Raw genomic sequence first — 18,471 nt, 5'->3', positions numbered from 1 at the left:
CCTGGACATCACAGCTAGTCCTCACTCTCCGCTTGCGCCGTCCCACCCCGACCAGTCGGGACGGTCGACGATGCAGAAGCGGTTGCCCTCAGGGTCTTCCATGATCACGTAATCGGCGTCGGCCGGGCGTCCGTCCCAGTGCACCTCGCGCGCACCCAGAGCGAGGAGCCGCTGCACCTCGGCGGCCTGATCCTCGGCGTAGATGTCGAGGTGGATGCGCGGAGGCAGTATGCGCTCGGAGTGGTGGGCGTCGAGGGCGATGCAGGGAGCGTCGGCATCGCGCGGTTTCAACACGACCCAGTCGTCGTCCGCGGCGTCGCGTTCGACGTAGTCGAGAGCTGCCTTCCAGAACGTGGACTGCGCGGGGAGGTCCGTCACGCGGATCACGATCGACACGAGCTTCAGCATGGAGCGAGTGTATGACCGCTGGAGGGTTGTTCCGCCCAGTGATCGATAGGCGAGATGTCACGCCGCAGGCCGCGACCAGCTGCCGGACGCCACCTCTCGAGTGTGACGAGATGGCGCCCGACGTCTTGGGCGAGTGTCACACACGCCTGTCTCGTGAATGTGAGGACCGCTCGCTGCTGAGGGCGGCAAGCAAGAGCGAGGACGCGACGATTGCTGTCGTTGCCATGACCGCGCTCCACGATCCGCTGATGGTGACAGCAGGCGATCCGTTCTCATCTACGTACCCTTCGAAGCGGGCGATCCAGGGGACCGTAATCGTGATGCTGTTCGCGAATGCGTAGCTTGCGAACGACAACCCGGCGATGACCACAAGCCCGATGGAGGTGCAGAGGGAGCACGCCATCACGAAGATGCGGTCGCCCGTGAAGAGCCGCTTGGGAGACATCAGGAATCCCTCATTACTGTCGCGCTACCGCACGCACCTGGCGGTGAAGCCGTTTCGGGTGGAGAGCTCGGGGTACTTTCCCTGGGCGCGACAGGTGTTCCACCAACTGATGACAATCCAAGTGGCGACTCCAAGGGCTGCTGCTGCGACCACGATCGCTGCCGCCGCTGTGATGACGATGACGACGACAGGAAGCGGATCGGCGACGATCGGATACGAGATGCCGCTCAGGCTCTTGTGTGCGACGGTCTGGGTCAGGACGTTCCCTTGAACGGAGTACTGAGTCGGGAGGCTCTTTCCGCTCGAGTCGCGAGCCCAGGCTGGTTCGAAGATGACGACTGTCTCTCCGGTCGAGTCGACGATCCGGGCGCCGCCGTCTGCAGTCTCCTCCAGGCGGTTCTCGGGCGGCATTGTGAGCCCGTAGTCAAAGCGTTCGGGTGCTGCGTCGTTCGCGATGACGGTGAGGAGCTGAGCCCCGCCGTCTACGGGGATGACGGCATTCGCACTATCCATCGTGGAGGGATAGGCCACTCCACCCTTCGGAAGGTTCTCGCCGGCGATGGCTGCGTCCGCGTGCGGCAGGTCGATGCCAAGAACGAAGCTCCCTGTCGAAATCTGTACGCCATCTGTGGCGTCGTTCGAAACCTCGACACTGACACCGTCCTGAGCTGTCTTGCCATCTTGCCCATCTTCGATCTCAGAAGGAGCGAAGTCGCGGACCAGGCCACCTTCCATGTGCTCCAGAGCAGCGGCGATCTCGTGCCCTGCTGTCGTCGGGTCTCCATCTTGCGCGGCATCCGCCCACGATGCTGTGGCGGGAAGAGCGATAGCTCCGAGGACTAATGCAGACGCGGTCACTGCGGATATGAAAAGCCGTTTGCGCTCGTGGGGCCGTATACGTGTAGTGCGGAAACTCGGAAACATGGGATCCTCCTGACCTCTATGTCGACTACTTGGAGCTGATACAAGCACACATATGAGGACGATAGTGATATATTCGTCGTCGTATCCTGAGGCGAAGTTGCGAGTCAAGACTGATCGTGAGGCGAGTGCGCGCGTGGACATACGAAACGCCCCCGCCGTTCGGGTCGGCGGGGGCGTCGGCTTCGCGTTGGGGCTTACTGCACCGACCATCCGCCGTCGGAGGCGAGGATGGCGCCGTTGATGTTCACGGCGTCGTCCGATAGCAGGAACGTGATCGAGGCGGCAAGGTGCTCGGCGGTCGCGACGGTCGGGATCGCCTGCTGGAACGGGGCGAGGCGGCCGGAGCCGTACTCGGACATGTTCGGGGGCATCGGGATGCCGGTGGCGACGCCGCCAGGGGCGACGGAGTTCACGCGGATGCCCTTCGGCCCGTACATGAAGGCTGCGGACTTCGTGACGCCGATGATGCCGTGCTTGCTGGCCGTGTAGGCGTTGCCCGAGGCGTTGCCGCGCAGGCCCGCTTCGCTCGAGACGTTGAGGATCGCGCCGCGGCCGACTGCTTCCATCACGGGAATGACCGCGCGCATGAGCTTGAACGGAGCGGTCAGGTTGATCGCGATCACGCGGTCCCAGACGGCATCCGGGGTCTCGCCCGCGGGGGAGAAGTCGTCGTTGATGCCGGCGACGTTCGCGAGGCCGTCGATGCGGTCGCCCGCGGCGGCGAGCACGGCGTCGATAGCGTCCTGCCTGGTGAGGTCGCCCGCGACCGTGACGATGTCGGCATCCGGGAGCTCGGCCTTGAGGGTGTCGAGCTTCTCGGCGGCGATGTCGCTCGCGATGACGCGTCCGCCTTCGCGGGCGATGCGCGAGGCGGTGGCCTTGCCGATGCCGGAGGCGGCGCCCGTCACGATGACGGTCTTGCCGGCGAAGCGGCCGGACGTGACCTTCTCTGTCCAGCCCTCGGAGGCGTCGGCCTCGGGGATCTCGCCGTTGTTCGCGGCGCGCACGAGGTCGTCGACGACCGACTGCGGGAGCTGGCCCTGGCTCATGGCGACGAGCTGCTGCAGCGGAAGTCCGAGCACGGGGGTGAGGAGTTCCGGGTCGGCGCCCGTCTTCTCGAAGAGTCCGCGGATGAGGGGGCCGCCAGTGGGGTCGTTCATCCAGTCGCCGATGGTGGAGTGTGCGGTGAGGGCCATGCTCGTTCTCCTTGCTCGGGTGCCGTTGTAGTTTCGCAACGGTGCGTCTACTTATGTTCCAGTGTACGCCTGAGTACGGTGGACGGGTGCCTCGTCCTCGCAGTGAGAAAGCCCGCCAGTCCGTGCTGGACGCGATGCGGCGCGCGCTCGCCGCAGACGGATACGACGCCGTGACGATCGAGGGCCTCGCGGCTGAGGCGGAGGTGTCGAAGCAGACGATCTACCGATGGTGGCCGTCTAAGGCCGCGATCCTCGGAGAGGCGCTGCTCGAGGGGACCGTCCCTGGTTCGGATGTCGTCGTGCCGATGACGGACGACCTCGGCGCGGACCTGCGCGCATGGTTCACGGCGGTGTCCGCGGGGCTGGCTCGACCCGAAGGCGTGTCGTTGGCGAGGGCGCTGATCGAGGTGACGGCGGCTGATCCGGAGTTGGGGCTGGTGCTGAACGAGCGGCTGGCGGCGCCGATCCGCGAATGGGTGTCGGAGCGAGTGGCGCGCGGACGGACCGCGGGGGATGTGCGGGCGGACGTGGATGCGGGGGCGATCGCGGATCAGTTCATCGCCATGGCGTCGTACTCCGCGTTGATCGGGCAGTCGTTGAGTGCGGAACGAGTGAAGGAGACCGTGGTGCGGTTGCTGCGGGGGATCGCGGCGTAAGACGGGTACTCCGTGGTGTCGGGCTAGGCCCGCCAGTACACTGAACCATCGTTCTCGCGGGCGAGAATTCGGTGAACGACTAGATACCGACGCAGTGTCGGGACATCGGAGGTATACCGTTCTAGGCGGCCGTTCACCTCCGTTTCAGTGAGCCGTTCTCCCGCGGCGATCGCCTGATCGCCAATCGTCGTCAGCAACGCTCCTCGCTCGTTTGCTCGCCGTGGGTACTGTCGTATCCGACCGCTCTCGTCAAACCACCGCTGTAGGGGATCTGACGTCGCCTTCCCGCTAAGACTTGCCAGCTCTGCCCTGATTCCTGCGGAGTTGAGCGCAAGGCTCTCGGTGTCTGCGGTGATGAGCCCGCTTCGAGACAAGGCCTCGATGGCCTTATCCCTCCTCTCCTGAGGAATATCGTCGGGGTCGACGCGCAGTACGATGCTCGCGAAGACGCGAGCCACCTCCTCGTTTGCGAGACACGCCAACATTGCTCTCACGTCGCTCATGATGCCTCCAAGTTCGTGGACCGGCAGCGCGATGGATTCATTGATCTCTCCAAACATTTTCGGGGCGTTCGTCGTGATGCTCATGAGCAGGGCAGCTTCCCGCGTTTGAGCTCAGACACATGCAGGAACCGTGCCACTGTCGTGTAGCACGTTACTCGGATCACCGTTATGGTTGCGGAAAGTGCGAGCCATGTCGAGCATGAGTCTTTCGGCAGGCAGGTGGCCGTGGTTGCTCAACCCGGAGTTCCTATTGGCGAAGGGCGTTTACGTCCCTCGGGCACCAAGCCGTGATGATCGAGGGCCTCAATGAGTAGGCAATGGGTCCGTGGCCGGAGTGAAACGGAGCACGTTGGTCTCACGCCTGTGGAACCCGACGGACTCGTAAAGTCGCAGCGCGGATTCTCGGGATGGGCGGGATGTGAGGTCGAGCGTCCGGAGTCCGCGCTGTTGCGCGAGTTGCGTCATGTGCTCCAGGAGGAGCCGCGCGATGCCACGCCCGCGAACCGCCTGGTCGACCACGACGTCCTCGACGTGGCCGCGGAGCCCGGTCAGGGAAGGCGCGGTCACGAGAGTCGCGGTGCCGACGACGCGCCCCGAGTCACGCGCCACCAGGAGCTCCGTCGCCTCGTGCGCGATGACTGCCTCGGTTCGAGCGCGGTCGAATGCCGCGGATGCGGAGAGCTGTACCAGAAGCGATGCGATTGCTTCGGCGTCCGCGTCCGTGAGTTCGCGCAGCGATTCGATCGTCGGGGTCGACTGGTTCATCTCGGTACCGTAGCCCGATTCGGGGCGGATCGCCGCGCCACGAACGGTGTGTGGACAGGGATGGCCCCGCCACCCTGACGGGTAGCGGGGCAGAATGAGCAGAGCTGTAGTCCCCTAGTCACTCTTTTCGGAAGAGAATGCTCCCGAAGCCGACGAGCATGAGACATGCGCCAAACAGGCCAGTCATAGCAGCAGGTGCGAGGTTCCCAGTCGTGTGCTCCGCGTCTGAGATGTAGCCCTCAGCAATCGCCATGACGATGGCGAGGATGATGATGCCGGCGCCGACGAATCCAATGCAGACCATTGCTCGTCTCGTTCGTTGCTTCATAATCGCTCCTACGGGTTACATCCTGCGGCCAAGACGTCGCTGTACCTTACGTCAGGCCGCCGAGCGTCGAGTCGCTGGAGTGTGAGCGGCAGCCCGACAAGTCGGGCTGCCGCTCACTGAATCACTCCTCCGGTGGAACGACATCTTCGTCACCACGCGCAGCTCGCCACCTCTTCATCATGTGGGCGTACCACGTGGCGGCGAGGAGTCCCGTGGCAACGAAGAGCCAGGAGCCGATCTCGGGGAAGCGGACAGACAATACCGTGGACGCCACGATCAGCAAGCCCATGGCGACCGTCATCATGAGCTGGCGGCCAGGTTCCGTGATCACGCCGAACCAGGTTCGAGGCTCGCTTCTCATCTACAGGGTCCTCCGCTGTACGTGTCGACCCACCACAGAACACCGGGGTAGATGTAAGGCTGTGTTGCCGTGACCTGCACACAGCGCTTCGGGTTCGAATTCTGGGCGACACTCGCGTTCCACCAGACCGAGCCGCCGGCCACGACACACACGGGCGCCATCACGCCGCAGCCTACTGAGGCGATGATGCCCGCCCCTCCTGACGCGATGGTTGCCGTTTCCGCTCGGTTGAATCGCAACCGGTATTGGAAGACGTTTGGCCGATCGAGCGTCGGATCGGCGACGATCGGGTAGGCATAGTCGCCGTCCTGATGGTCGACGAACTGAGTTAGCTGCGACCCGGACGCCTCGTAGTAGGTCGGAATCTCGACACCGTTGGCGTCCTTGGCCCAGGGGGCATCGATGTTGGCGATGATCTTCTCGGTCGCGGCCGCACCTCCCGTCGCCGGGTCTGTGGTGGATTCGACGACGTACGCGATTGCACTGCCGTCGTCTTGGATCTCGACAGTCGCGTCGGGTCCGAAGTCGTAGTCGAACCGATCAGCCTGGGCAGCGTTGTCGATGACGACACTGACGCGGATCGATTCAGCCCCGGTCATCAGATTGATCGACGGCGTCGTCGCATCGCCCACGTAGTTCAGCGATCCGTCACCGGCGACAGCAGCGTCGTCGAGCCCGGATGCGCCGGGCAGGGAGAAGGACATCGAGTCCGTGTCATCGGCGGAGGTTATGCGGACGCCCCGGGCGGGGTCCATCGCCAGGATCGCCTCGCCGCCACCGTCGAGAGTCGCCGTGGCTTCTGTTGGGCTCGTCTCGAGCTCTATGCCGCCGTTCATGAAGGGGGCTGCCTCCGTAACTACGGCAGCGATGTCATCGGCCTGGTCACTACCGCTGCCTGTGTCTGCGATGGCAGCGGAGGCTGTTGTGAACGACATGGCGCTGATAGCAGCGAGAGCGACTAGTGCGGTGGTTCGATGATGTCTCACGAGAAGTCCTCCTGGATGTCAGAATTGACCCGCCTGTCCCATGGAAGAACACATATGAGGACAAAAGCAATATTTTTGAGAGGGCGTCGCGCAACCTCGTTGCCGACTTCTCGTCATCGGTGCCGCGACGGAGAGCCATCGCTGTGGCGATCAAAGCCCTCAAGGAGCCGGAGGGCGCAGTTCAGGTCGATGCCGAGGCGATGTCGTCAGCGTGCTGGGCGTATGACCGTTGCTCGCGTTCCGTCGGGGCGGCGCGTGCGGCATCGCGAAAGGCAGACCTCGCTTCTTCGACGCGCCTGAGGCGCTGCAGGAGATCTCCCCGAACCGCCGAGTAGAGGTGGTGTCCTCCCAGCGAGCTCTCGAGCGCCTCCGTCAGCGCGAGAGCTTCGGCCGGTCGTCCCGCGTTCGCCACGGCGACCGCACGGTTCAGGCGGATGAACGGCGATGCATCCACCTGTTCCAGCACCCCGTACATGTCGGCGATGCGGGCGTGGTCGATCTCCGTCCCCGCGGCCGGGCGGACGTATTCGGCCGCGACGGTGGCGCGGATGAGGTGCCGTCCGCCGTGGATGCCCGCCCGTGCCGCCTCCTCCACGGCGTCATCGAGCAGCCGCAGCCCTTCCTCGATCTCGGAGACATCCCACAGTCCGCGATCCTGTTCGTCGAACGGCACGGACAGGCCGTCGGCCGTGGTGCGTGCCGCCCGGCGGGAGTGCTGAAGAAGAAGGAGGGCGAGAAGCCCCGTGAACTCGAGTCGAGCCGGGGAGTCCGAGGGGAGCAGTTGCCGGCACAGCCGAGCAAGTCGAATGGCCTCGGCGCCGGGATCGGGCTGCAGCGTCGGATCGGAGTAGCCGATGGTGAACAGCGCGGACAGGACCTCGCAGACGCTGGCACTTCGACTGTCGAGCTGCGCGGCATCCGGAACGCGGTACGGGATGTTCGCGTGCGCGATCTTGGCCCGCGCCCGCACGAGTCTCTTCTCCATCGTCGCGGGTGCGACGGCGAAGATCGCGGCGAGCTGTTCGATCGACACGTTCAGGACGGTGCGGAGTGTCAGCGCCGCGCGGGCCTCCAAGGTCATCGCGGGATGGCAGGCGGTGAAGATCAGCTTCAGCCTCTCGTCCCCGTGTGGGAACGCGTCGTCGTGGTCGTCGGCTTCCTGGGTGATGTCGGCGCCATCGTGCGGCTCGTGCTCCAGGCGTGCCACCGCCCGGCGCTCGGCGTCGGCGTGTCGGACGAGGTCGATCGCGCGGCGGCGCGCGACGGTCGTGACCCAGGCGGCGGGGTTCGCCGGAACCCCGTCGCCTGGCCACCGCTCGACCGCTCGCGCCAGAGCGTCCTGCACGGCGTCTTCGGCGAGAGTCCAGTCGTGGACTGTGCCGATCACGCTCGCGACCACGCGGCCGTACTCGATCGATGCCACGTGTCGCACGGCGACTATGGCATCCGGAAGCGTGCCCGGCGGCTCTTCCGGCACGGTCACATCGTCACCCGAGCGGCCACACGGGGCGCACTTCGACCAGGCCGAACCGAGCCATCGGGTGTGCAGCGGCGATCTCGATCGCGGCGTCGAGGTCGTCGGCGTCGATCACGTCGAACCCGGCGATCCATTCGCGGCTCTCGGTGAACGGTCCGTCGGCCACGATCCTCTCGCCGGCTCGGACGCGCACGGTCGTGGCGTCTTCGGCAGGCCGCAGACGGTCGCCCAAGACATAGGAGCCGCTGTCCTGCAGCGACGCCACCCACTCCCCGGCGTTGTCCTCGGCCTCGACGTAGGGCTCGGCGGTCGGGTCTGTGCAGATGAAAAGTACGTAGCGCATGTGTTCTCCTCAAGGTCTTTCTACATCTACTTACCCAGACGACGGACGACCACCAGCGCACAGGACACCGATCCGGAAACTGGATCGCGCTTTAACGCTCTGAACTCCGACGGTGGCTCTCAGAAGTCGCCTTCGGCCACCTGGAAGCAGACCAGCCCGCGAGACCGCCACATCTCGACCACGCTGCGGCGATCGTCGACGACGCCGATGACGGAGAAGTGCGGTGCGATGTGGGCGTCGTAGATCTCGGCCTTGACGATGTTGTCTGCGCGTTGGTCGCCCGTGCGGCGGAGCAGCAAGCGGTCGAAGGGGATCTCATTGAACGTCAGCCAGGCTTCGGTGGCGCGGCGGGCGGTCTCGTCACGGCCCGAGACCACGATGAGCGCGTCGACGTCGGGGTGTGCGGCGAAGGCTTGGGCTGCGACGACGACCGGGTGGTTCGGGGTGTCGATCGATACGTTGCGCATGTCGTACGGCGAGCGGTCGCCGATGAGGGCGAGGGTGCCGTCGACGTCGAAGATCCAGGCGCGAGGGCGATCGGTGGGCATGGTGTGAGGGTAGTGGGTTGTTCGGGAGTTGCGCGAGTGACGGAACCGCCTCGCTACCGTGCGTAGCGAGGCGGTCGATGATGGTACTCAGGAACTGCTGGACCGTCGTCGTTCGCGCACAGTGGCGCGCACGAGCAAAGCCAACGCAGTGGCGATGAGGGTGAAGGATGTGAGCCAGAAGATCCACACGACGTCCTGGAACAGCTGCAGGTTGGCGATCACCGGAAGCGCAACGCCGACAATGACCAATGCCGCCACGGTTGCACGCTCACGAGACGTGCCACGAACACGTTCAGCCATCACGACACCATTGCCTTTGCTACGCATTCACCAGCGGTGGATCCGATGATGCCACCCGCGGCGGCTACGCAGGCGGCACATCCGATGCCAAGCGTTGCGCCGCAGATGACGCCACATGCAACCCCGATGGCCACAAGCGCCCACTGCGCGATGCCTGCGCTCGTCAGGCACTTGTTCAAGGTGTTCCAGTTGAATGCGGGTTGCGCTGTCCCGACCGGGGTGGACTCGCTGCCATCGGACACGATCTGATCGAGCTGAAGTTGACCGTCCTGCCATAGCGCCACTCTTCCGGAGTGCTCTGTCTGCGCCTGGTACACGACCTCCGCGCGTGAAGCGATGCTCCCATCGGGGTTGAACATGACCGCGTACCCCGAGATGTCGAGCAGGTTCACCGTGGAGACGAAGGGGACACGAAGGATGAGTGATCCGTTCTCCGTCGCCCTCGTGAATGCCTGAGATGTGTCGAGCGCGAGTCCACTCTCCGTCGAAGTCTGAGAGCTGATCCCGGCGTCCGCGAGAAGGCGGTCCGTCGTTGAGGGGGATGCCGGTTCTGTGTTTTCTGCGTACTCGACAAGCTTGTCCCCCACATTCGCGGTGGATGACGCGATCGGCGATTGGAACGAGGCGGCCTGCGTCTGACCCACAGTCCCCGCCCGAGGCGCCGCCGCTGAAGTTCGCACGCCTGCGGGACCGGCTGTGATCACGGTCACTGCGATCGTGACGGCGACCAACCCTGCTATCACCATCAGCGCGATACGCGTCAGACGGCGTTCTTCTCCGTCGCTCATCGATGACTGTCTCTGGAACTCGGCGATGTTCATCACTGCTCCTTTGCTGATCAAACCCCGCCATAACGTGTAAAACGTTACTTTGTTACTGTCGCGCCGTCTGTCCCCCGTTTGGGTGACAGACGGCGCAACCTTCCGGGGCGAGGATTCGTTGGTTCGACTGCCTGCGTGCAGGGGTGGCTGCTCGGGCCTTCAATGGGGGCGATCGCGCGGCCTCGTCGAGAACTGCTAGGTCTCCAACGCTCCAGGTGAACGCTGGTGTGGACATCCGCATTCGCAAGTGCGCCCGGGAATGGGGCCTCCTTGTTCTTCGCCCTGCGCGAGGCTCACGGGGCGTTTGTTGTAGTGATTGAGGTCGCGGCGTCCGTCCGTCCATCCGCGAACCGCGCCTGAGCTCGGTCGTGACGCTTGCCGACGGGCACGAGTTCCGTGGCCTTGGGCAGCCCCATCGGCTTCGTCGAGACGTACACGCTCTCGGCGGTGTCGACGCGGAAGGTCTCGTGCCAGATGCCGACCACTCCCGGAGCCTTGCGGGCTGCGCGGTTGAAGGCGGTCCAGGCGGGGCGGTGCTGCTGGTTCGGGCTGGACGCGTAGGCGTAGAGCTTGTCGACGGATGACCAGTACTGCACGACGTAGGGTCCGCCGGATCCGAAGAGCAGGTGGTAGCCGAGCATGCCCGAGTCGGGGTCGGCGCTGAGCTCGCGCAGCATCCCCGGCATGGCGAAGAACGCCGGCATCCACAGGTCGGGGCGCCACCAACGGTTGATCTGCATCCCGATGTGGAACACGACGAGCTCGCCCTCGTGGCGGTGGGTCATGCGGCCCGCGATGACTTTCGACATGATGTCTCCTTGATTGGATAGTCTCACTATCCATAATGGATAGCGCTACTATCGAAGTCAAGAGGTGGCCATGAGAATTTCCGAACTGTCAGCCCAGACCGGCGTGACCGTGCCGACGATCAAGTACTACCTGCGTGAAGGGCTGCTGCCCGAGGGCGAGAGGTCGTCCGCGACTCAGGCCGCGTACGGCGAGAAGCACGTGGAGCGGCTACGGGTGATCCGGGCGTTGCTCGACGCGGGAGTGAGCATCGCCGAGACGCGACGGGTGCTCGGGGCGCTGGATGATCCGCCGGCGAGTGCGCACGAGCTGCTGGGGGCGGCGCATGCGGCGATCACTCCGCCGGTGGATGAGTCGTTGGATCTGACGGACGCGGAGGCGCTTGTCGCGCGGCTCGGGTGGAAACCGGGGATGTGCGACGAGGCGGTGCTGCACGCGGTCGCGCGGGCGCTGCAGGGGTTGGAGCGTGTCGGGTTCACCGTTCCGGATGCAGCGATGGCGGAGTACCTCGCGAGTGCGCGGCGGATTGCGGATGCGGAGATCGCGGGGGTGCCGGAGGAGTCTGCGGATGCCGCGGTGCGGTACGTGGTGCTGGGGTCGGTGCTGGTGGAGCCGTTGTTGTTGGCGTTGCGACGGGTGGCGCAGCAGGTTAGTTCGGGGGAGAGGTTTGGTGGGGACGGAGCTAGAGCATGAGCGCCAGGCGCTCCCTCAGGGCTGGATCACACACGTAGATGTAAGTTCCACGCATCCCGCGCGTCAACAGCACTCCATAGATGTTCCGGATGAACGTCAGCAGGTCATCGTCCCCGAATGCATCTTTCAGGTGCCCGGTGTTTTCCTTGCCTTTCTTGTCCCGATAACTCTCCCGATCGGCAACGACCCGTCTAGTTGCAGGGTCGAGACGGAGGTCCGGACCGATGATGACGCCGGCATAGTTCAGGTCGTACCCCTGAACGGTGTGGATCGAGCCGACCTCTTCGAGCGATCCTGTTGAGTTGATCCAGTCCTTGTCCGTGCCGTTCCACCGCATACGCTCACCATCAAGCTCGATGTCGAATGCATGCGGGTTCTTCTTGGATACCCAATCCCACGCGTAGCCTGCGACGAGGCGGGAAAGACCGACCTCAGCATCCTTCTGTCGGATGGCGTCGCGCATCTCTCCAAGGTTGTCGAAGAGGCGGAGCTCATACTCGCCGAGGTCGGGGAGTGACGGTGCTTCATCGCGCAGCACGGCGCGCACGAACTCGACGTAGTCTGCGCCCGCCTGTACGCGCATCTGGGTCGTTAGGCGGAAGAAGCGATGCGCATCCTTGGCCCCACTGATTTCAGCGCTGAGTGCGGTCGGAGAAAGATCATGGGGTCGCACACTCTGCTCGCCATCGACGAGCAGGAGCTGATGCTTGCTCCGAGCCCTGATCCAGTCGAGCTGGGTGTAGCGAGCGTCATCGCTCCCGAACAGCGCCTCGTTGATCTCGCGGAATTTCTTGTTATGCACCCCGGACGCCTGATTGGCGCGCTGCCCGAGTCGGTGAGTCTCGTCGACGAGGACAAGGTCGTAAGTCTCGTCCGCTTCACCGAGCTGGAACGGCGACATCACCATCGCAGCATCGAGCTTGGGCGTCTTCATGAAGACCTTCTTCACCGACATCCGCAGAGACTGCTGTGGGATCACGAGAGCCATGCGAAGAGTCTTGAGCAGGTCGCGATTCTCGGGGACGAAGAACTCCGAGAACATCGAGTCTGGCTCGACTCCGTCGCGGTCGTCGTAGTCCCGGATGTCGGCGAGCAACTTCATCAAGAAGATCGCGATGATCGTCTTGCCAGTCCCTGGATTGCCTTGGACTACGAGTGTTGATCGAGCGCTGGGGTCCTGAAGGTCATCGAGCAGGCCCTCCAGGATGTCCATGATCGCGATTCCTTGGTCGTCGGTCAGGGCTTTGAAGGGCGACAGCTTGAAGAGATCGGAGTTCTCGATCTGCGGGATGCTCCGCGAGAAGAGCCCCTCTGCTCGCAGCGCTTCAAACACGTCGCGGAACGACTCGCGGTAGATGGCGCGGTCGTAGTACTGAGCATCTGTCAGACCGTCGTTGCTATTGAGGATGCGGTACTGGCCGTCGCCCGAGAACCAGCGGATGAGGTGCGATTCGAGGTCGAGGCAGACTGACTTGTTGAACGTGCGATCCACGACGACGCGGATCGACTCAAGGGACTCGTTCTTCTTCGAGCCGGCGAGGTGCTGACGCATCCGGGTGGCAGCGCTCACTGTCTCGCCGACGTAGAGTCCAGGAGAGCCGCGCTGGGCGTCGCCTTCGATCACATAGACAACAGGCCAATTAGTGTGCCGGGCGTCGTCGCGCGCCCACGTGTCAACGGCATCACGGCGGAAAGGCAGGCGCTGGATGCTGAAATCTGTCACTCCGGCGCCTCGGGAAGCTTGGTGTACTTCGTCATGCGGCCTTTGGCCAGCTCCACCGGGTACTTCGCTTTCGTCGACTCCAGCTTCTTCATGATGATCTCGTCGAGGTCGACCCCGATCTTGTTCGCGAGATGGATGCAGTAGATGACAATATCCGCGAGTTCCGCTTCGACCTGTTCCTGATCGAAGTCAGCGGACCACTGGAAGCACTCGAGGAGCTCACCGGCTTCGATCGAAATGCTCTTGGCGAGGTTCTCCGGCGAGTGAAACTGGTCCCAGTCCCGTTCGGCCACAAAGGCGCGAAGGGCGGCGAGAGTCTGCGGCGACGGCATGATGCGACGCTAGCAGGGTCCGGGTAGGGGCCTCGAGGACACTCCCTGTTAGCTTGCTCACGGAGGCATAGTGAGCGAGAGCCGTGTTATCGAGGTCGTTGCAGCCGTAATCGAGCATGAAGGCAAGGTTCTTGCGTGCCGCCGCCGACCTGAGAAGGCCGCTGGAGGGAAATGGGAGTTTCCCGGCGGCAAACTCGAAAAGGGTGAGACGCACAGCGAGGCTTTGGTGCGAGAGATACGCGAAGAGCTCAGCACCTCCATCGAGGTCACCGCGCCGCTTCGAACGGATGACACCGTGGTCGGCGAAAGCACCATCCGCCTCATTTGTCTTCGCGCCAGGTTGCTCGGACAGCCACCGACCCGGAGCCTCGATCATGATGAAATCCGCTGGGTTCGCCCTAGCGATCTGCCGGATCTCGATTGGGCCGCCCCGGACCTGCCGTCTGTCACGGAACTTGCTGCCGGATCGCCTACTCGATGATCAAGAAGCCCTCGTCGTCGCGGACGATCAGAAGGATTCTCAACTCGGACAGCAAGGCTTCGAGGTGAGCGATTGGTCTGCTGGGAAGCAAGATGACGGGGATCCCGGGCCTGCCGGATTCCCGAGCAAGTAGCGAATAGTCGAGGACCTGCCCAATCGCGGTGCGGACATATTCACGAGCGGGCGACTTCTTCGCTTCGACGACCCAGCCTGACTCTGAGACGTAGAGATCGGGCTCGATGGTGGCTCCTGCGGAGCTCAGGCGAAGGCGCTGAGGAGTCTCACCACGGGACTTGATCCACTGCCCGAAGTCGTTCTGCAACTCGAACTCGATTCGGGAGACGACGCGCTCGCCAGGGATGAGTTGTGCTCCGATGACGTACGACGAAGACTCGGGAGGTGTCCAAGACGAGGTCTGCGCCCTTTCTGGGACGGGCGGAGATGGCGCATCGAGTGCTTCCACATTGGCGTCAACCGGCACGAGCTTAAAGATGATTCCTTCGCGAAGATTGCCGTCGGAGTCCGGGATTGTCTCGATGCTGAACGCTGGCTCGCCAGTGGTGAACTCGCCAATGTAGGTGACGTAGGTGCCCTGTTTGGTGAACAGGCGGATGGGGCGGCCGTTGTTGGCGGCGTCTCGAAGCGCAGTGTTCCCGCGGGCGAATACTTGCGGACCGTACTGACCTTCGCCCGTGTAGAGAAAAGAACCGTCTCCCTGCAGCCCTTCAAAAGCGTCGTACCCATGCCTCGCTCCGCTTTCCGGGCTAGTGATGACGAGTATGTCGGGAATCGATTTGGGCGTGATGATCCCGCCCTGCTCTTGACCCCTGTAGGCAGCGTGCAACTCTCGTCGCAGCACGGTGTCGCCGATCTCCAACGTCCAGACCTTCGGATCGGTGGGTCGGAGCTGCCGATCGAACCGAGCCCGCACAGCGTCAGCCTGGAAGTCGTCGAGTTCCCATGCGGCGGCGCCTTCGGGTGGCTTGGCGTACTGCTCTCCGAGGAAGCTACGGATGCGTTTCTGGGCGACGTTCAACTCCAGCGATAGTCGGGCCGGCGTCGTTGTGCTCACGCCACGCAGCATATCGATATGTCGCACCGCTCATGCTTCGCTCCAGGGTCCGCTATCGTCTGGACTAAAGCGTGTTCAACGAAGAGCGGAGTAACGGTGGAGTTTTCGGAGCGTCTCGATTCCCTCGCAACGAAGGTGAAAAACCAGGCGACGGCGATCGGGACCGAGGAGGCAACGAAGAATGCGTTCGTCATGCCGTTCATCTCGACGATTCTTGGTTACGACGTCTTCGACCCGCTCGAGGTCGTCCCCGAATTCACGGCCGATGTCGGCACGAAAAAGGGGGAGAAGGTTGACTACGCCATCATGCGCGACAGCGAGGTTCAGATCCTCATCGAGTGCAAGCCATCGATGGGGTCGCTCAAAATCGAGCACGCTTCGCAGCTCTTCCGTTACTTCGCTGTCACGAACGCGCGCATCGCTGTTCTGACGAACGGCGTTGTCTGGCACTTCTACACTGACCTCGACGCTCCGAACCGGATGGACGCCAAGCCGTTCCTCGTGCTCGACCTGCTCGACATCGACGAGACTCTGATCCCGGAGATTCAGAAGCTGAGCAAGGAGAGTTTCGACCTCGACTCCATCATCAGTGCGGCCGAGGAGCTCAAGTACATCGGTGCTCTGAAGCGAGAGATCGCGAGCCAGTTCCGCGAGCCGACGGACGAGTGGATCAAGTTCTTCGCAACGCGTGTCTACGACGGTTCCTACACGCAGAAAGTGCGGCAGCAGTTCACGGGGCTGGTGGGCAAAGCGGCGCACCAGTTCTTGAACGAGCGGGTGAATGATCGCCTGAAGACTGCCCTCGGCGTGAGCGGAATCGCTCACACATCGGACCCGTCGCCTGCGACGAGTGCAGAGGTCGCGGAAGCAGACCTCGACCGCGACACCGAGATTGAGACCACTCTTGAAGAGCTCGAGGGCTACCAGATCGTCAAGGCGATCGCATGTGGCGAGGTCAAACCGCAGCGCGTTACGCACCGCGATGCGAAGAGCTACTTCGCTGTCTTGCTCGACGACAACAACCGGAAGCCCGTGGCCCGTCTTCACTTCAACGGGAAGCAGAAGTACCTGGGGCTGTTGGACGAGGACAAGGTCGAGACGCGACATGCGATCGAAGAGCTCGATGAGATCTATGCGCACGCAGATGGCATTCGCGAGGCGGTCGGTCGGTACAAGGACTAGCAATCGTCTCAACGCCTGGCAGTTCGACACGGCGCCCCCGCCCGGTGCCGCACGCGGGTAGGGTCGACGTTCGGCCCCGGCTGCGTTGCCGGCCCTTTCCACTACGGCCTGGGTGACTATTGATGACGGCAGTCGAGCCGTAAGACGCACTGACATGCGGGGGCTCTGACGGAGGACTGATGCAGCAACCAAGCAAGGCGACGGCAACCGAGTTGTTCGAAGGGCGCAAGCACTATGTCATCCCGGCGTACCAGCGCCCATACGTCTGGACGGAAGAAGATCAGTGGTCGCCGCTTTGGGACGACATCATTCGCGTCGCGGAAAGCCATCTTCTCGAGGACGTCAAGCCGGTAGCGAGCCACTTCCTCGGGGCTGTCGTCTTTGAGGTGATGCAATCGGGAAGCGTCGGGATCACCGAGCTCGATGTCATCGATGGTCAGCAGCGACTGACCACTCTCCAGCTTCTGCTAGATGCCGTCGAAGCCGTCCTGTCGGAGCATGGACACAGCGAGGCCGCGGAAAGGCTCGAAGAACTCATCGCGAATCGGCAGAGCGCGTACGCGGGGAAGGCTCAGAGGTTCAAGCTCTGGCCCTCGCAAGCGAATCGCGCGGAGTTCGCGTATGCCATGGACGGTGGGGGTGCACCGAGGCCGGAAGAACTGGGGCAGATCCATGGAGCGCATCTGTTCTTCAAGAACGAGGCCGCGCGCTGGCTGCTCGGAGAGCCCGATGCGGATGGGGTCGTCCCTCCGGGCACGCCGGAAGAACGCTCCAACGAGCTGGCGAACACTCTGTCCAATCGGCTCGTCGTGGTCGCCATCGATCTCACGGGCGATGATGACGCCCAGCTCATCTTCGAGACCTTGAATGACCGGGGGACGCCGCTTCTCAAGGCCGACCTGATCAAGAACTGGGTTTTCCGGAGGGGAGTGAGCCTCGGAGCCGACGTAGATCGCTGGTCCCGCACGATCTGGGAAGACTTCGACACGGACTGGTGGCGGGAAGAGATCACTCAAGGACGGATGAGCCGCTCAAGGGTCGACATCTTCCTTCACTACTGGCTCATCATGCGATTGCGTGAAGAAGTCAAAGCGGAACTCGTCTTCCGAGCCTTCACGGAGTACGCCCAGCCCCAGATGTCGGATGCAGCCGCCGCCGACGCTTTCCTGCGGGAACTACGTCGAGATGCTGATACCTATCGCGGCCTTGGTGCCCTCCCGATCGACACCGCTGCAGGGCGTTTCCGTACTCGTGTGATCGAGGCGATGGAGCTTGCGGCCACGACCCCGGCGTTCCTATATCTGATCTCACTCAACCACGCTCTGCCTCCCGAGCAAGTCGAGCGTGGACTCGGCGCGATCGAGAGCTGGGTGGTGCGGCGAACTCTTTTGCAACTCACCTCTAAAGACATGAACAAGTTGATCGTCGCGCTGCTCAAATCCGTAAGCGCGGGACCGTTCGAAGTCACCGGCGATGCGATTCGAGAGTTCCTCTCCCGTCAGACGGCGGGCACGCGCGAATGGCCGTCGGATGAAGACCTTCTCGATCGAATCCCTGAACTCAGGATGTACCGGAACATCAAGCAGGGACGAATTGCCGTCGTGCTGAGTGCAGTCGAAGCGCACAAGCGCGCTCGAGACCCGAAGTACGGAGCGGTCAGCCTTCCCGCAGGGCTGACTCTTGAGCACGTAATGCCGCAGAAATGGCGGGAGCACTGGACATCAGACCCGCAGTTGTCACCCGAACAGGAAGCAACGCGCGACCGGATCGTGCACACCTTGGGGAATCTCACTCTGGTGAACCAAGCGCTCAACTCGTCTTTGTCTAACCGGCCGTGGACAGATGCGGAAGCCGATGGGCTCGAGAACGGTGGTCACGCAGACCGCGGCAAGCGCAGCATACTGTCGCAGTTCAACCTCATCGTGTTGAACAAGGAGATCTTGGATGCGCACCCGCAAGAGTGGACGGATGACGACATCCGGGACCGCTCGGTGTCACTTGCTGCGACAATCGCGCAGGTCTGGCCTGGCCCTGATGAAGAAGTGCAGGCAGCCTCGCGCCGAGCGCTCCTCGTCGGTGACTAGTCTCGGTGCCGACTGGGGGGGGGGGGGGGCTTCAGA

23 protein-coding genes are annotated in these 18,471 nt (G+C 63.4%); 5 read left to right on the top strand and 18 right to left on the bottom strand.

Annotated elements, in window-relative coordinates:
* Positions 1–21 precede the first annotated feature (21 nt).
* The 4 genes from AAY78_RS00360 to AAY78_RS00345 all read right to left on the bottom strand — a co-directional run bounded on the left by AAY78_RS00360 (position 22) and on the right by AAY78_RS00345 (position 2,973).
* Positions 22–408: a VOC family protein gene (locus AAY78_RS00360; RefSeq protein ID WP_046746393.1), complete on the bottom strand. Its 387-nt coding sequence runs from the start codon at positions 406–408 to the stop codon at positions 22–24.
* A gap of 136 nt (positions 409–544) precedes the next feature.
* Positions 545–853 (bottom strand): hypothetical protein, encoded by a 309-nt coding sequence (locus tag AAY78_RS00355; RefSeq protein ID WP_046746392.1) that lies wholly within the window; start codon positions 851–853, stop codon positions 545–547.
* 24 nt (positions 854–877) lie between these two features.
* The gene (locus tag AAY78_RS19090; protein ID WP_052748578.1) at positions 878–1,588 is read right to left on the bottom strand and encodes a hypothetical protein; all 711 of its coding nucleotides are present in this window, start codon (positions 1,586–1,588) and stop codon (positions 878–880) included.
* A 383-nt stretch (positions 1,589–1,971) separates the two neighbouring features.
* Positions 1,972–2,973: an SDR family NAD(P)-dependent oxidoreductase gene (locus tag AAY78_RS00345; protein ID WP_046746391.1), complete on the bottom strand. Its 1,002-nt coding sequence runs from the start codon at positions 2,971–2,973 to the stop codon at positions 1,972–1,974.
* 86 nt (positions 2,974–3,059) lie between these two features.
* On the opposite strand from AAY78_RS00345, the gene AAY78_RS00340 reads away from it, so the two are divergent.
* The gene (locus AAY78_RS00340) at positions 3,060–3,629 is read left to right on the top strand and encodes a TetR/AcrR family transcriptional regulator (RefSeq protein WP_231589619.1); all 570 of its coding nucleotides are present in this window, start codon (positions 3,060–3,062) and stop codon (positions 3,627–3,629) included.
* 23 nt (positions 3,630–3,652) lie between these two features.
* On the opposite strand, the gene AAY78_RS19085 is transcribed toward AAY78_RS00340, so the two are convergent.
* The 11 genes from AAY78_RS19085 to AAY78_RS00290 all read right to left on the bottom strand — a co-directional run bounded on the left by AAY78_RS19085 (position 3,653) and on the right by AAY78_RS00290 (position 10,870).
* Entirely contained in the window at positions 3,653–4,216 is a 564-nt protein-coding gene (locus tag AAY78_RS19085; RefSeq protein ID WP_052748577.1) for a DUF2087 domain-containing protein, read from the bottom strand.
* Positions 4,217–4,435: 219 nt separating this feature from the next.
* A complete protein-coding gene (locus AAY78_RS00330; protein WP_046746389.1) occupies positions 4,436–4,897 on the bottom strand; it encodes a GNAT family N-acetyltransferase in 462 nt (153 codons plus the stop codon).
* Between the two features lie 118 nt (positions 4,898–5,015).
* Positions 5,016–5,225, bottom strand: coding sequence for a hypothetical protein (locus tag AAY78_RS00325; RefSeq protein ID WP_156172572.1), 210 nt, complete (start codon positions 5,223–5,225; stop codon positions 5,016–5,018).
* A gap of 121 nt (positions 5,226–5,346) precedes the next feature.
* Positions 5,347–5,586, bottom strand: coding sequence for a hypothetical protein (locus tag AAY78_RS00320; protein WP_046746387.1), 240 nt, complete (start codon positions 5,584–5,586; stop codon positions 5,347–5,349).
* Complete coding sequence (locus tag AAY78_RS19080) at positions 5,583–6,521, bottom strand: hypothetical protein (RefSeq protein ID WP_156172571.1); 939 nt, start codon at positions 6,519–6,521, stop codon at positions 5,583–5,585. Before AAY78_RS19080 ends, AAY78_RS00320 begins: the two co-directional genes overlap by 4 nt.
* A gap of 232 nt (positions 6,522–6,753) precedes the next feature.
* Positions 6,754–8,049: an RNA polymerase sigma factor gene (locus AAY78_RS00310; RefSeq protein WP_156172570.1), complete on the bottom strand. Its 1,296-nt coding sequence runs from the start codon at positions 8,047–8,049 to the stop codon at positions 6,754–6,756.
* Positions 8,050–8,059: 10 nt separating this feature from the next.
* Positions 8,060–8,392 (bottom strand): YciI family protein, encoded by a 333-nt coding sequence (locus AAY78_RS00305; RefSeq protein WP_046746386.1) that lies wholly within the window; start codon positions 8,390–8,392, stop codon positions 8,060–8,062.
* A gap of 119 nt (positions 8,393–8,511) precedes the next feature.
* Entirely contained in the window at positions 8,512–8,940 is a 429-nt protein-coding gene (locus AAY78_RS00300; RefSeq protein WP_046746385.1) for a phosphatase domain-containing protein, read from the bottom strand.
* A gap of 87 nt (positions 8,941–9,027) precedes the next feature.
* Positions 9,028–9,240 (bottom strand): hypothetical protein, encoded by a 213-nt coding sequence (locus AAY78_RS19630; protein WP_127011567.1) that lies wholly within the window; start codon positions 9,238–9,240, stop codon positions 9,028–9,030.
* Positions 9,240–10,061: a hypothetical protein gene (locus AAY78_RS00295; protein ID WP_052748574.1), complete on the bottom strand. Its 822-nt coding sequence runs from the start codon at positions 10,059–10,061 to the stop codon at positions 9,240–9,242. The genes AAY78_RS19630 and AAY78_RS00295 overlap by 1 nt, the downstream gene beginning before the upstream one ends.
* Before the next feature lie 293 nt (positions 10,062–10,354).
* A complete protein-coding gene (locus AAY78_RS00290) occupies positions 10,355–10,870 on the bottom strand; it encodes a DUF4188 domain-containing protein (protein ID WP_046746384.1) in 516 nt (171 codons plus the stop codon).
* Positions 10,871–10,940: 70 nt separating this feature from the next.
* Here AAY78_RS00290 and AAY78_RS00285 point away from each other — a divergent pair, with 70 nt between their 5' ends.
* Positions 10,941–11,561 (top strand): MerR family transcriptional regulator, encoded by a 621-nt coding sequence (locus tag AAY78_RS00285; RefSeq protein ID WP_046746394.1) that lies wholly within the window; start codon positions 10,941–10,943, stop codon positions 11,559–11,561.
* Here AAY78_RS00285 and AAY78_RS00280 read toward each other — a convergent pair.
* Complete coding sequence (locus AAY78_RS00280) at positions 11,551–13,284, bottom strand: DUF2075 domain-containing protein (protein WP_046746383.1); 1,734 nt, start codon at positions 13,282–13,284, stop codon at positions 11,551–11,553. The two genes, AAY78_RS00285 and AAY78_RS00280, sit on opposite strands and share 11 nt — an antisense overlap.
* Complete coding sequence (locus tag AAY78_RS00275; RefSeq protein ID WP_046746382.1) at positions 13,281–13,616, bottom strand: nucleotide pyrophosphohydrolase; 336 nt, start codon at positions 13,614–13,616, stop codon at positions 13,281–13,283. The genes AAY78_RS00280 and AAY78_RS00275 overlap by 4 nt, the downstream gene beginning before the upstream one ends.
* Before the next feature lie 70 nt (positions 13,617–13,686).
* On the opposite strand from AAY78_RS00275, the gene AAY78_RS19365 reads away from it, so the two are divergent.
* Positions 13,687–14,097, top strand: coding sequence for a (deoxy)nucleoside triphosphate pyrophosphohydrolase (locus AAY78_RS19365; protein ID WP_082108513.1), 411 nt, complete (start codon positions 13,687–13,689; stop codon positions 14,095–14,097).
* Here AAY78_RS19365 and AAY78_RS00270 read toward each other — a convergent pair.
* Positions 14,087–15,169 carry a YDG/SRA domain-containing protein gene (locus AAY78_RS00270; RefSeq protein WP_231589618.1) on the bottom strand — a complete coding sequence of 361 codons (1,083 nt, stop codon included), beginning with the start codon at positions 15,167–15,169 and terminating at the stop codon, positions 14,087–14,089. The genes AAY78_RS19365 and AAY78_RS00270 overlap by 11 nt on opposite strands.
* Positions 15,170–15,265: 96 nt before the next feature.
* Between AAY78_RS00270 and AAY78_RS00265 the strand changes: the two genes are divergently transcribed.
* Together AAY78_RS00265 and AAY78_RS00260 are read left to right on the top strand one after the other, a co-directional pair.
* Positions 15,266–16,351, top strand: coding sequence for a type I restriction endonuclease (locus tag AAY78_RS00265; RefSeq protein ID WP_046746380.1), 1,086 nt, complete (start codon positions 15,266–15,268; stop codon positions 16,349–16,351).
* Positions 16,352–16,530: 179 nt separating this feature from the next.
* A complete protein-coding gene (locus AAY78_RS00260; protein WP_046746379.1) occupies positions 16,531–18,435 on the top strand; it encodes a DUF262 domain-containing protein in 1,905 nt (634 codons plus the stop codon).
* The last annotated feature ends 36 nt before the right edge of the window (positions 18,436–18,471 follow it).

The sequence above is a fragment of the Microbacterium sp. Ag1 genome (assembly GCF_001005635.1).
In the GTDB taxonomy this organism is placed as follows: Bacteria; Actinomycetota; Actinomycetes; order Actinomycetales; family Microbacteriaceae; genus Microbacterium; species Microbacterium oxydans.
Note: the sequence above shows the minus strand (reverse complement) of the source record. Positions and strands in the feature narration are given on the sequence as shown.